We start from the raw sequence: 13,975 nt of genomic DNA, 5'->3' as shown, positions 1-13,975 counted from the left end.
AAGGAGCCCCCATGTCAGCAAGCAGGCTTGTACCCCTTCTCACTTCCCTCGTTGCTCTGTCCCTGACGGGCTGTGGAGGCGACGGCGGCGCCGCGGAAGAACTCGACAGCTACAAGGAGGCGAAGCTGGAGAGCGGCGATGACGTCAAGCAGTGGTCCGGAAGCGCCAGTGCGGTCACCATCTTCTTCTTCTCCATGACGCCCATGATCGCGGCCGACCTGTCGCAGCAGGGAGAGAACGCGATCAACTGTCCCGAGGTGATCACCGAGGGCTCGAAAAAGACCTACAAAGGTGGCTGCACCGACAAGAGCGGCAAGACGTGGTTCGGCACCGCGGTCACCGAGTCGTTCAACCAGGAGACGTCCACGGTGGGGCTGATCCGCTATGAGGGCTTCGGCTACGGGAGCCCCAAGACCTGTGGGGGTGGACAGACCGCGTCCAGCTCGCTCAAGGTCGACGGCGAGATCAAAGGAGAGGGCACCCAGAGCACCTCCAAGCCGACCTTCGACATCAACTTCCGCATGGAGCTGGGCAGCGTCAACGAGGATGACTGCACTCTCAAGAGCAACACGATGCTCATCGACTACGAAGGCTCGTTCGAGCCGATGGGCGACGGCCAGAAGTGGAACGGCAAGGGAAGGATCGGCTCGGCCAGCATCGGCAAGGTGGAGGTCTCCACGGTGGATCAGGTCCTCGACACGGAGGCGTGTCTGAACGAGTCGCTCTCGGGCTCGACGACGCTCAAGGCGGGCAAGAACACCGTGGTGGTGACGTATGACGGCGCCACGGACTGTGACGACGATTCAACCGCTCACTGGAGCCTCAACGGACAGGACCAGGGGAAGATGGCGGGAATCGGTTGCTCGGCGGGGGGTGGGGGAATGGGCCTCGCCTGGGGCGCGCTGGCGGCCCTGCTGCTCCTGTGGCCCCGCCGTCGCTGCGGCTGAGCCCGTGACTGCGCGGGGAGCTGCACGGCCTCTCCACCGGCCATGCGGCTCCCCACTACGCTGTGGGTTGTGCAGCATTTGTTCCCTACATGGAGCCAGGAAGTATGAAGCCGCAGCGTGGAGCCCGAGCCGCCGAGGGCACCTGACGATGACTTGTCAGACAACCGAGCAGGTTGGGAAAGGCTCTTCATTTCAGGGCTGACCATGGTAGGTACGCCTCCCAATGGGAGGAAGAAAACCCTGCGGAGGTTCCGCGCGTGTGCTGGCGCTGGGCGTGCTCGTGGCCCTTATGGGAAGCAGCGGGAGCGCCTGGGCCCTGGATGCGAACAAGACGCTGCTCCAGTTTCCCCACCGATCCTGGCAGGCGGAGCACGGGCTGCCGCAGAACAGCGTCCTGTCGCTTGCGCAGACGCCCGACGGCTACCTCTGGGTGGGCACCCTGGAAGGACTGGTCCGCTTCGACGGGGTGCGCTTCACCGTCTTTGACGAGACGAACACACCCGAACTCGCGGACCCTACCGTCCGCCGCCTCGCGCTCAGCCAGGACGGGACGCTCTGGATCGGTACGGAGAGAGGGCTGACCCGCATGAAGCAGGGCGTCTTCTCCGCCGTCTCCCCGGCGCCGGGGTCGCCCCTCCGCGGCTTCGTCGACCTGCTGGCCGCCAGCGATGGGAGCCTCTGGATCGCCACCGAGCTGCGCGAGCTGTTACAGCTCTCCGGCGACCACCTGCGGAGCTGGACGGCCCGTGACGGGCTTGCCCACGAGACCGTGAGGGCGCTCGCCGAGGACTCTCAGGGGGCCATCTGGGCGGGCAGCGCCGCAGGACTGCAGCGGTGGGACGGAAAGATGTGGACGCCGCCATTCCCCGTCGAGGGCAAGCCGGCGGTGGCGGTTCGCTCGGTGGCCTTTGGCCCGGACGGAGCGCTGTGGGTGGGCACCGAGGAGGGCGACGTGTACCAGCTCCAGGAGGGCACTCTGCGGCGGGTGCCCGAGGCGAGCCTGCCGGGCGCACCTGTCTCCTCCCTTCTGGTGGATCGGGCGGGCACCCTCTGGGTTGGGAGCCAGGGACGCGGCCCCCTGCGGCTCGCGCGCGGCCAAAGCTCGCAGCCGGATGCGTCGCATGCGCTGGCCAACAGCCTGGTGATGGATCTGCTCGAGGACACCGAGGGCAACCTGTGGATTGGCACGGAAGGCCGAGGGCTCCATCGGCTCAAGGATGCGCCCTTCACCCCCTACGGCCCTCCGGAGGGCCTGGCGCACGAGATGGTGACGGCCATCCACGAGGCGCGTGACGGAGGTCTCTGGTTCGCCACCTGGGGCGGGGGCGTTACCCGCTTCCAGGACGGGCAGATGACCACGTGGACCACACGCGCGGGGCTCCTCCAGGATTGGGTCAGTCTCATCGCCGAGGGGAGCGATGGCAGCCTCTGGTTTGGCTCGCCGCAGGGCATCAGCCGGTGGCACTCGGGCAAGTTCACCGTCTTCAGCCTGAGCCAGGGGGCCCTGCCGGGGCGCGTGCGAGCCCTGCACGAGGACTCACAGGGCACACTCTGGGCCGGTACGGACAAGGGGCTCGTCCGATGGAACGGCGAGCGCTTCGAGCCGTTCCTGCCGGAGGGCGGACTTCCAGGCGAGATCATCGCCTTCCTGCACGGGAGCGCCGCGGGGGGCGTCTGGGTGGCGACGTTCGGCGGAGGGCTCGCCTACCTCCAGGCGGGCAAGGCCGTCTTGCAGATCCCCGAGAATGGCCCGCTGCGCGGAAAGATCCTGGCGATGCATGAGGATGCCTTGGGCACGCTCTGGATCGGCACCATGGAAGGCCTCTACCGCTGGAAGGAGGGGCGCCTGAGGCGGCTGACACGCACCGAGGGGCTCTTCGACAACCGCATCTTCCAGATCCTCCCGGATGGGCGCGGCAACCTGTGGATGAGCTGCAACAAGGGCATCTTCCGCGTGCCCCAGGAGGATCTTGAGGCTGTGGCGGACGCGCGCCTCAAGCGCGTGGAGTCCTACGTCTACGGGACGGAGGATGGGATGCGCTCCGCGGAGTGCAATGGGATGACGTGGCCCGCGGGGACCCGGACCCGCGATGGCCGGCTGTGGTTCCCCACCATTCGTGGCGCCGTCGCCTATGACTTGACCCAGGAAGAGCAGCGCACGGCTCCGCCGCGAGTGCTCATCGAGCAGCTTCGAGTGGATGGCCGCGCCATTCCCCCGGCCGCGTGGGGCAGCATCTCGCCGGGGGAGGGAAGCGTGGAGATTCACTACACGTCTCCGGGGCTGCGCGCCCCGCAGAGTCTGCACTTCCGCTACCAGCTCGAGGGCATGGATGTAGAGCCGGCAGAGGCCGGGCCGCGGCGTGTGGCCTATTACACGCACCTGCCACCGGGGCATTACCGGTTCCAGGTGATGGCGCAGTCCACCGAGGGAGGGTTGGGCTCCCCTGTGGCGGAGCTGCGGTTCTACCTGCAGCCCCGCTTCCACCAGACGATCCTGTTCCGCGTGGTGTGCGTGCTGGCGGCCGTGCTGGGAGTGGCAGGCGCGGTGTGGCTGCGCCTGCGCCAACTGCGCCTGCGCGCTCAGGAACTGCAGGTCCGCGTCAGCGAGCGCACCGTCGAGCTGGCCACCGTCAACGCCGACCTGAGTGCCCGCATCGAGGAGCTGCAGACCACCCGGGAGCGGCTTGTCCTTGCGGAGAAGATGGCGGCGGTGGGCACGCTCGCCGCGGGGGTGGGGCACGAGATCAACAACCCGCTGGCCTTCATCATCGCCAACCTGAACTTTGTCACCGAGGAGGTGCGCGAAGCCGCGCGGCAAGAAGGGCCGGGTGGGCGATGGGCGGAGGTGGAGCAGGCGCTCGGCGAATCGGTGCAGGGCGCGGAGCGGGTCCGCCGCATCGTCCTGGATCTCCGGACATTCTCGCGCCTGGCCCCCGTGCACCGGGGGCGGGTGGATCTCCACGCGGTGCTGGACTCCGTGCTCTCCGTCGCAGACGCCCAGATACGCCCCCGCGCCCGGGTGGTGAAGGACTACGGGGAGGTGCCGTCCGTGGTCGTGGACGAGAAGCGGCTGGGCCAGGTGTTCCTCAACCTGCTGATGAACGCGGCCCAGGCCATTCCTGAGGGCCAACCCCAGGCCCACGAGGTTCGTGTCACTACGCGCCAAGGCGAACGAGACCGGGTCGTCGTGTCGGTCCGAGATACCGGCACGGGCATCTCTCCCGAGGTGTTGCCACGCATCTTCGAGCCCTTCTTCACCACCAAGCCGGTGGGTGTGGGGATGGGCCTGGGACTCTCCATCTGCCACACCTATGTCCAAGCCATGGGCGGAGAGATCCGTGTGCAGAGTGAGCAGGGGCACGGCGCCACCTTCGAGGTGGTGCTGCCCCTGGTCCAGGAGGACGCATCGACGGAGCCCCTGCGCCGTCCGTCGTGATGCGCGTCTCCAAGCATCGAGACTTCTCGGAGTTCACCTGCCAACACGGAGCAGCACGAGCGGGCTCCTGTTGGGAGCAGCCGGCCGATCGCACCTTCGCCTGGTTTGGGGGGGAGCACGAACATGGTCCAGGCACAGCCTGCTCAGCAGCAGCGGTACTCTTACGCGTCGAGTCCTCTGGATCTCGTCGGCCGGGTGCGCGAGGCGCAACACCTCTATCGCATGTGGCAGCAGGGCGCGGACGAGCGGGTGCACGTCACACTTGCCTCCCTTCGGCAATGCGAGGAGCGCCTCCAAGAGCACTTCGGAATCAAACTCGAGGGGCTCGAGCTCCTGGATATCGGGCCTGGTCAGCAGCTCAAGTACATGCGAGCGCTCTCCGTCACGAATCAGGTGACCGGTATCAACACGGACATCGTCCCCCAGGGCTTCTACTTGCGCGACTACGTGGAACTGCTCCGCCATAGCCCCATGCTGCGCACCGCCAAGACAGTCACTCGGAAGCTCCTCGGTTGGGACACTCGCTTCGAGAAGACCCTCGCGCAGTGCGTCGGCGTCCGGGGGTTCCCGCGCCTACCCCTGTTCCGCATGGACGCCACGCGGATGACCTTCCCCAAGGAGTCCTTCGATCTCGTCTGCTCGTGGTCGGCGTTCGAGCACATTGACAGGCCGAGGACCGCGCTGGAGGAGGTGGCTCGGGTCTTGCGCCCCGGAGGCATCGCCTACCTGCTGATCCACCTCTACACGAGCCACAGTGGAAGCCACGACCCGCGCACCTTCACGAGCGAGGGAATGGCTCCTCCGTACTGGCCGCACCTTCGTCCCGGTCACCGGAATACGGTGCGGCCGAACTGCTACGTGAACGGGGTGCGCCTCGACGCATGGAAGCGGATGTTCCAGGAGACGATGCCCGGCGTGCGCTTCATCCACGAGCGGCAGGAGGAACTCCTGCCGCATCTCCACGAGCTGAAGGCGCAGGGCGAGCTCTCGGACTACTCGGATGAAGAGCTGCTCACGGCCTGTTTGGTGGGTGTCTGGCGGAAGCCGCACTCCAGGTAGTTTCGGGAGCCCCGGTGGGCCACCGTGCGCTCCGTGGGACGGTGGACCTCCTGGCCAGGGCCTCTACCGCCTGGTGAGCACCGACGGGCACTCGATCGGTGGCCTCGTAGAGCTCCGTGTCCACGCGTACAGCCTTCAACTGCTCAAGCGTGATGCCCACCGACTTCTCCTCGACATGCAGGAGGGCCTGCGCGGGATCGAGCGCGGCGTTGATGTCATCTTCCGGGACGGAACCCTGACACCCACACCGCGAGACAGCTTGTCAGCCGAGACCCGATGCTCTTCATGGCATTGCTCCTGGGAAATGAGGGGGAAGACGTATGCTGCGTGACGGCGACTCATACCCGTAGGCCGAGTTGCAGTTGCCGAGTAAACAGCTTTTTACGATTTGACTGTTTCGTGAGTGATATTGCAGCGCGACTCCAGAGCACCCCTTCCAGTACTTCACTTAAACGTACCTGCGCCTATTTTGACCTACATCTCGGAGGCGCAAACACATGCGTGTAAAAGCATCAGTCCCAGCCCTGTTGTTGTGTATGTGTGTGGCATGTGGACCGGACATGAATCAAGAAACCGAGGCTGCTCACGCGCTTGGCGCAGAGAGCACTCAGGGTTTCCTTCGAAGTGAAGATCCGATTCCAGGGCAATACATTGTCGTGCTGAAGGAAGCCGATGTGCCCGCGAAGGATGTGCTGGCCGTCGCATCGACGCTCGCCTTCCGGTATCAGGCCACCGTGCTCGAGGAGTACCAGCACGCTCTCCGTGGATTCGCGATAGCCGCCGATGAGAACCAAGCGCGTGCCCTCGCAGCCGATCCTCTGGTCAAATATGTCGTAGAGGACGGGGTGGTGCGGCTGGCCGACGCGCAGCTCGAAGCACCTTGGGGACTGGACCGGATCGATCAGCGAAACAGGCCGCTGGATGGTGTTTATCGGTACAACCAGACCGGCGTCTCCGTTCACGCGTATATCTTCGATACGGGCATCAGGACCACGCACGTCGAGTTCGGCGGCCGCGCCTCGGCGGACTTCACAGTCATCAACGATGGGAGGGGCGCCGAGGACTGCAATGGTCATGGAACTCATGTCGCTGGGACAATTGGCGGTCAGCGCTTTGGGCTCGCCAAGGGGGTCCAACTGCACTCGGTACGCGTGCTCAACTGCAACGGCTCAGGCACCTGGTCTGGAGTCATTGCTGCCATTGAATGGGTGACAACCCATCAGGTGAAACCAGCGGTGGCAAACATGAGCCTGGGTGGGGCAGCGAACCCGGCTGTTGATGATGCGATCCGCGGCTCAATCAGTCAGGGTATTCTCTATGTTGTTGCAGCGATCAACAATGGTGATGATGCGTGCAAGTATACCCCATCTCGAATCGCTGAAGCGATGACGGTAGGGGCAACGGACTCGAGTGATGCCCGTCCGTATTTCTCCAATTTCGGTTCCTGTCTCGACATGTTTGCTCCAGGCGTCAACATCACTTCCGCCTGGTTCTCGAGCGATACCGCGACAAAAGAGCTCACGGGCACCTCCATGGCCGCGCCTCATGTGACGGGGGCCGCGGCCCTCTACTTGGAGATCAATCCAAACGCCACTCCGGCAGCAGTCAGTCAAGCGCTGAACGATCGAGCTACGTCTGGCGTGGTTTCCGACCCGGGTGCGGGTTCTCCCAACCGCTTGCTTTTCGCTTTCTCGGAGCCGCAACGCTGGGTCTCGGACTTCGGTTACGAAGCGGGAGGCTGGCGCGTCGAAAACCACCCGCGCATGATGGCGGACGTGAACGGCGATGGCAGGCAGGACATCGTCGGATTCGGCAATGCCGGTGTCTACGTCTCTCTCTCCACGGGCAGTAGCTTCACCCCGCCGCAGCTCTGGGTCGCGGGCTTTGGTTACGAGGCGGGAGGTTGGCGCGTCGAAAAACATCCTCGCATGATGGCGGATGTGAATCGCGATGGCAGGCAAGACATCGTCGGGTTCGGCAATGCCGGTGTCTCCGTCTCGCTCTCCACGGGCAGCAGCTTCACCCCGCCGCAGCTCTGGGTCGCGGACTTTGGTTACGAGGCGGGAGGCTGGCGCGTCGAAAACCACCCGCGCATGATGGCGGATGTGAACCGCGATGGCAGGCAAGATGTCGTCGGGTTTGGCAATGCCGGTGTCTACGTCGCCCTCTCCACGGGCAGCAGCTTCACCCCGCCGCAGCTCTGGGTCACGGACTTTGGCTATGAGGCGGGAGGTTGGCGCGTCGAGAAACACCCGCGCATGATGGCCGACGTGAACGGTGATGGCATGCAGGATGTCGTCGGGTTCGGCAATGCCGGTGTCTACGTTGCCCTCTCGACAGGCAGCGGCTTCGCCACGTCGCAGCTCTGGGTCGCGGACTTTGGTTACGAGGCGGGAGGTTGGCGCGTCGAAAACCACCCGCGCATGATGGCGGACGTGAACGGCGATGGCAGGCAGGACGTCGTCGGGTTCGGCAATGCCGGTGTCTTCGTCGCCCTCTCCACGGGCAGCAGCTTTGCCGCGCCGCAGCTCTGGGTCGCGGACTTTGGTTACGAGGCGGGAGGTTGGCGCGTCGAAAATCACCCGCGCATGACGGCGGAGGTGAACGACGATGGCAGGCAGGACATCGTTGGGTTCGGCAATGCCGGTGTCTACATCGCCCTCTCAACAGGCAGCAACTTCACGGGGCCGCAATTCCGCGTGGATAGTTACGGATGGGGGAGCGGGTGGCTCGTCGGTCAGGACCCTCGCATGATGGCGGACGTCAACGGTGATGGCCGCCAGGATATTGTGGGCTTTGGAAGTAAAGCGGTCTTCGTCACTCTGCTCTAGAGCGGCTTTTTCTGCATCAGTGGGGACCGGTGTGGCCCTCCTGCCCGCGCGTGGAGGCGCGTGGGCGTTCCGCCGAGAGCACTCCGTAGCGGGACGTAGGACGGCGGGCCGGCAGCAGCGGTGGTGGGGGAGGGATGATGAACTCGGCCAGCGAGCGGATTCCGCCAGCCAGGACCGCGCGTCCCAGCCGCAGGAATCCCACCGGCTCCAGGCCTCGCGAGCGCATCGCCGCGGAGAGTCCCAGCGAGAAGCTCACGCTCAGATTCATCACTCCCACCAGAACGAGCCCGGCCACCGCCCAGAGGAAGTCCGGCTGCAGCAGCCGCTCGGGCCCGAGCGCCGTGCCAGCGAAGGCGAGCGTGCCGGCGCTGAGGGTGACGTGCCGCACATCCAGCGGCAGGCCAAAGAACCGGCTCACCGCGGGGGTCATCCCCAACAGCAGGCCCAGGCTGACGTTGGCTCCCAGGCCACAGGCATTGCGCGCGAGGGCCGCGCCGAGCCACCGCGCCCGCTCCTCACCCAGTAGGAGGATGATGCCCCGATGGTTCGCCAGCGCCTCCGGGAGCCGCCGGTAGCTCACCCAGTTCTCCAGCCAGCCGCCGAAGACACTGGAGCACCACAGCAGCAAGCCGGTGAGCGCGGCGAACACCAGCGTTCCGCTCTTCAGCGGGTGCAGCGAATGAACGACATACTCAGCCTCGTTTACTGCCAGCAGCGATCGGCCCAGCAGCCCCTGGAGGACGATGCTCACGAGCGTGACCGTGGCCACCACGGCGCTGAGGTTGCCGAAAACCGAGGCCAACTGGGAGCGGGTGACGCAGGCCAAGTGCTTCACCAGGCTGCGCAAGCCTTTGTCGCCGACCTTCACATCCATGGAGGCTGCCACGGCCGCGCCTGTCATGGAGGGCTGCTTGGTGGCCAGGGTGAAGCCGAGCAGCTGGATGAGCAGGAAGCTGAGGGCGTAGTTGGTCGAGGCCGCCAGACCGTCGAAGAAGAGGGGGAGCGCCGCGAAGGTGATGAGCAGCTTGAGCGCCGCGGTGCTCGCGGTGAGCATCCCCCCACCGGCCGCCGCGCGCACCAGGCGAAGGTAGTCGTCTTGACTGGTGGTGATGTAGTGGCGGCCCACCGCTCCGGTGTGTTCGAAGATGCGCCGCGAGATGGAGCGCACGCTGCCGCGGAGGAGGTGGGCGAGGCTCTGCTCCCGCTGGTGCGCCTGAACCAGGGAGGAGAGCAGCCGCGTCGCGGCAGCCGGCAGCAAGTGAGGCTGGTCCGGGGCCAGGAGCCACAGCAGCGCCTCCAGCCGGTCCAGCGAGTGGCCGATCAGCTCGAGCCGGTAGACGAGATCGGTATCCACCGCCTGCTCATGCATGTCGCCCAGCACGGACTGCGCGGCGGTTCGGCAACCCGCGAGGAGCTCGGCGCAGGCCTCCCGGTGGTGCTCCACCTCGCTGCCCTGAGCGCTCGTACGCACGGCCTGGCGCAGCGCTTCGCACGCAAGCGGCAGGCGGACGAAGGGAGAGTGGTCCATGGAGACCTGCGGCAGCCGCGCCAGCACATCGCTGGCCAGTCCGAGGGCACTGACGCGCGCGGCAAGCACGGCCACCGCGTCCTCCGCCCCGGTCCTCAATGGTGCGAAGGAGGGGGAAGACATCAGTTCGCAGAAGGCGACCACCTGATCTTTGGCCAGCTCATCCAGCCAGCTCGCTCCTGACGAGCCTGGGAACAGCCGCCACACCAGCGCCGCCAGATCGCTCTCGTCCGGCGCGTGTGGCACCAGCCTCTGACCGAGCCGGTCCACGAGGTCTCCGACGAGGCCGCGGCCGGAGGACAAGCCGGGGTCGGCCAGCAGCCGCAGCGCGGAGGTCTCCGCGAGGACCGACGCGAAGACGCCTCGCACGGCCTCGCACCACAAGGGCACCTCGCTGAGGATCTCCACCAACAGCCGCAGCCGCGCCGAGCCCACGGACTCCACCGGTGCCAGCCGCCCAGGCCACGTGGGCGCGGGGCCGCGCGTCCGGAGCCAGCTGGCCAGCTGCTCCAACCACGCCACGCCCTCCGCGAGCGGCGCCTGAGGCGGAGCCGCGGCCAGCAGCGCGTACAACTCGCACAGCAGTGCCTCCTTCCTGGGTCCGCATGCAGAGGCGAGAGGATTCAGCGCGGATGCAGAGGGAGGGGAGACAGGTCTGGAACGCTGAGAGTGAACGGGAGTCGCAATCATTCGTGACAGGCACTGTGTCTTCAAATCGACAGACTGGAAAGCGCGCCCGCCGGGCTTGCCTATCCAGCAGGACGGAGTCCTGCCCCATGGCTTGTAGACTGAGAGTACCGTGACGGTGAGCAACACCAGCAGGCCGCCTCCTGCGTGGATGCTCAGCCCGTCCTGAGACCTGCGTAGCGCGAAGCGGGGCGGATGAGCCGCCCCATGACTCCCTGCTCGGCGATGTGCCCGAGCTGCCCGGCGATGCGGTCCCAGGCGAAGGCTGGCGAGAACAGCGTCCGGTTGAGCGCCCCACCGCGTCGAGCAGGATTTGCGCCGTTGCCGTGCCGTGGCCGTGGCGCCAGTGAGCCAGGGTCTGATCGCTCCACTGACGATTGAACGTGGAGCGGATGATGAACGTACACCGGGTGACTCCACGGACTTGCGTCCCTGGGCATGGCTTGCGAGCGGGTCGAGATTGCCTGCGCTGATGCCGCGTCAGCTTCAGCGGTGTGCAGCTCGCCCGGGGTAGGCGCCACTTTCTCAAGGGGGCCATGTTCACATGAGAGTCATCGTCGACCTCACCCGCTGCCAGGGGTATGCGCAGTGCGCCTTCCTCGCGCCGAGCGTGTTCAAGATGCAGTCCGGGGACGCGCTGGTGTACGACCCCAGCCCAGACGAGTCCGTTCGTGAGCAGGTCCTGCGGGCCGCGGCCGCATGCCCGGTCCAGGCCATCCACATTCGCGAGATGGCCACCTTGGAGGCGGTGCAGAAAGACGCCGCAAAGGAACGGAAGCCCGCTGCGCCCGTGCATGGCACCCCCGCGGAGGCGGCGTTCAAGCGCGGTGGCCGCATCGTCATCGTCGGCGCGTCCCTGGCTGGGCTGAGGGCCGCGGTCGCGCTCCGCACCGAGGGCTTTGCCGGGTCGTTGACCCTGATCGGGGACGAGGCGTACGCGCCGTATGACCGGCCGCCGCTGTCCAAAGAAATCCTGACGGGGTGGGTGCAGGCCGAGCGCACGATGCTGCCTCTTCGCGACACGCTTGATGCGGACTGGCGCCTGGGTGTCCGTGCCGTAGGGCTCGACCTGGCAGGCAAGCAGGTCCTGCTCGCCAACGGGCAGACGGTCGAGTTCGATCGGTTGCTGATCGCGACCGGGACGCGTGCCCGGCCGTGGCCCAACGAGGCGGAGGCGTCGCTGGAAGGGGTGGAGGTGCTGCGCACCCTCGGCGACGCAGCCCAGCTGCAGCGGCGCTTCGCTGCCAAGCCCGGCCGGGTCCTGGTCATCGGCGCCGGGTTCGTCGGCTCGGAGGTTGCCTCCGCATGCCGCGAGCTGGGCCTGCCGGTCACCGTCGTCGAGCGGGGCGCCGCCCCACTGGTGGGGGTACTTGGCGGGGTACTCGGAGCAGTTGCAGCGGACCTGCAGCGCGACCACGGCGTCGACCTGCGCTGCGGTGTCACGGTCACGAAGCTGGAGGGGGATGCGAGCGGGCGGTTGCGGCGGGCCCACCTGTCCGACGGCTCGACGCTGGAGGTGGACATCGCTGTGGTCGCACTGGGGGCGATCCGCAACGTGGAGTGGCTGCGCGGCTCAGGGCTGGCGGCCACACGGTGGGGAGTGTCCTGCGATACGGGCTGCCGGGCGTTCGACATCAACGGGCTGGTGACCGATGACGTCTTTGTCGCGGGGGATGTGGCCCGCTTCCCCCACCCACTCTGCGACTACCAGTTCCTGTCCCTCGAGCACTGGGGCAACGCGCTCGCGCAAGGCGAGATTGCGGGGCACAACATGATCAGCGCGGAGACCGACCGCTGGCCACACCTGGCCATGCCCACCTTTTGGTCCGCGCAGTTCGGCACCCACATCAAGGCGGTGGGGGTGCCGACCTTCGCTGACCAGCTCGTCATCACCCAAGGCTCGCTCGCTGAGCGCCGGTTCGTGGCCGTCTACGGCTACAGAGGACGCATCACCGCTGCGGTCGCTTTCGACCAGGCGAAATGGCTGGAGTTCTACCAGGGGCTCATCGACGCGGCCGCGCCGTTCCCTCCTGCCTTCCGCACCGTCGACTCGCCCGCCGAGATGCTGCCTGTTCCGGCCCAGATTCCGGATCGGACTGTGCTTACCCAAGAGGCCACCGTCGTGGTTACCGGCCGCGAGCCATACGAGCGGCGGGTCCAGTGGCTGTACCGGCGTCGGTGACTCGAGCGTCGGCAGGCCGGAACCCCCACCGCACACGTCCCACGTGTTCCAGGAGGCTGTGTCATGGCAGAGGCCAGCATCTACGAGCAGATCCTCGACCCCGCCCACCGGGCCAACCCGTACCCGCTCTACGCCGAGCTGCGGAAGACGCCCGTGGCGCGGGAGGCCGACGGCACGTACGTCGTCAGCACCTACGACGAGATCGTCGCGTTGCTCCACGACCCACGCGTCAGCTCCGATCGCCGCAACAATCCTCAGTTGGCCGCCGCACTCCAAGAGGGCCCTCCAGGGCTGCCGCTGCCCTTCATCGGACGCGACCCTCCTTGCCACGACCGGCTCCGGAGGCTAGCGATGCGGCCCTTCGGGCCGCCCCACAGCCCCGCGCGGATTGATGCCCTTCGTCCCTGGCTGCTCCAGATCACCACGGGCCTGCTCGACGCGCTTGCGGGCAAGGGCCGGGTAGACGTCGTCGACGATGTTGCCTACCCACTCCCAGTGACGGTGATCTGCGAGCTGCTCGGGGTCCCTCGCGAGGACGAACCGCGCTTCCACCCGTGGGTCCGCGCGCTCGTCGAGACCGTTGATCCCAGCACAGGGACGATCAAGGAGCGGCAGGTTCGGCGCGACCGAATCAGCGCGGAGCTGAACCAGTACCTCGATGGGCTCGCCGACGCCCACCTCCGCCAGCCCGGCGGCGATCTGCTCTCTCAGCTCCTCACCGATAACGGTCCCGATGGGAGGATGTCGCGGGGCGACCTGGTGAGCACCGCCGTGTTGCTGCTCATCGCTGGCCATGAGACCACCGTCAACCTCATCGCCAATGGCATGCTCACCCTGCTGCGTCACCCCGACGTGCTTGATCGGCTGCGCCGCGAACCCATACTGATCATCCCGCTCGTCGAGGAGTTGCTGCGCTACGAACCACCGGTGCAGTTCCTGGCTCAACGCGCCACTCTGGACGACATCGACATCGCCGGCACCACCATCCCCAAGGGCTCGCCGCTCGTGTTGATGCTCGCCTCGGGCAGCCGCGACCCCGGCCGCTTCCGCGATCCCGATCGCTTCATCCCCGACCGGACCAACAACCAGCACCTCGGTTTCGGCAGCGGCATTCACTACTGCTTTGGTGCACCGCTGGCCCGGCTAGAGGCGCAGATTGCCCTGACCGAGCTGGCTTGCCGCCTCGAGAACCCCAGGCTCGTCGCCGATCCGCCCCCCTACCGGCCCAACCCGGTGCTTCGAGGCCCCCTCCATCTCCTCGTCGAGATCGACGGCGTCCGGGCGAAGAGCGCGCGGTAGCGGCCC

The 13,975-nt window shown here is 66.7% G+C and carries 7 protein-coding genes; 6 read left to right on the top strand and 1 reads right to left on the bottom strand.

Annotated features, from left to right (window positions below; all coding sequences use genetic code 11):
- The first annotated feature begins 11 nt into the window (after nucleotides 1–11).
- The 4 genes from DB31_RS01660 (at nucleotide 12) to DB31_RS48495 (ending at nucleotide 8,273) form a co-directional block, all read left to right on the top strand.
- A complete protein-coding gene (locus DB31_RS01660) occupies nucleotides 12–947 on the top strand; it encodes an MYXO-CTERM sorting domain-containing protein (RefSeq protein ID WP_044181023.1) in 936 nt (311 codons plus the stop codon).
- Nucleotides 948–1,206: 259 nt separating this feature from the next.
- Entirely contained in the window at nucleotides 1,207–4,383 is a 3,177-nt protein-coding gene (locus DB31_RS01655; RefSeq protein WP_052419640.1) for a sensor histidine kinase, read from the top strand.
- Between the two features lie 123 nt (nucleotides 4,384–4,506).
- Nucleotides 4,507–5,442 carry a class I SAM-dependent methyltransferase gene (locus tag DB31_RS01650; protein WP_044181021.1) on the top strand — a complete coding sequence of 312 codons (936 nt, stop codon included), beginning with the start codon at nucleotides 4,507–4,509 and terminating at the stop codon, nucleotides 5,440–5,442.
- Between the two features lie 560 nt (nucleotides 5,443–6,002).
- Nucleotides 6,003–8,273: a S8 family serine peptidase gene (locus tag DB31_RS48495; protein ID WP_075305817.1), complete on the top strand. Its 2,271-nt coding sequence runs from the start codon at nucleotides 6,003–6,005 to the stop codon at nucleotides 8,271–8,273.
- Between the two features lie 16 nt (nucleotides 8,274–8,289).
- Here DB31_RS48495 and DB31_RS01635 read toward each other — a convergent pair whose 3' ends face one another.
- Nucleotides 8,290–10,374: a site-specific recombinase gene (locus tag DB31_RS01635; RefSeq protein WP_052419637.1), complete on the bottom strand. Its 2,085-nt coding sequence runs from the start codon at nucleotides 10,372–10,374 to the stop codon at nucleotides 8,290–8,292.
- 658 nt (nucleotides 10,375–11,032) lie between these two features.
- On the opposite strand from DB31_RS01635, the gene DB31_RS01630 reads away from it, so the two are divergent.
- Entirely contained in the window at nucleotides 11,033–12,670 is a 1,638-nt protein-coding gene (locus DB31_RS01630) for an FAD-dependent oxidoreductase (RefSeq protein ID WP_044181015.1), read from the top strand.
- A gap of 63 nt (nucleotides 12,671–12,733) precedes the next feature.
- A complete protein-coding gene (locus DB31_RS01625; protein ID WP_044181013.1) occupies nucleotides 12,734–13,969 on the top strand; it encodes a cytochrome P450 in 1,236 nt (411 codons plus the stop codon).
- Nucleotides 13,970–13,975 lie beyond the last annotated feature (6 nt).

Source organism: Hyalangium minutum (assembly GCF_000737315.1).
GTDB classification, from domain to species: Bacteria; Myxococcota; Myxococcia; order Myxococcales; family Myxococcaceae; genus Hyalangium; species Hyalangium minutum.
Note: the sequence above shows the minus strand (reverse complement) of the source record. Positions and strands in the feature narration are given on the sequence as shown.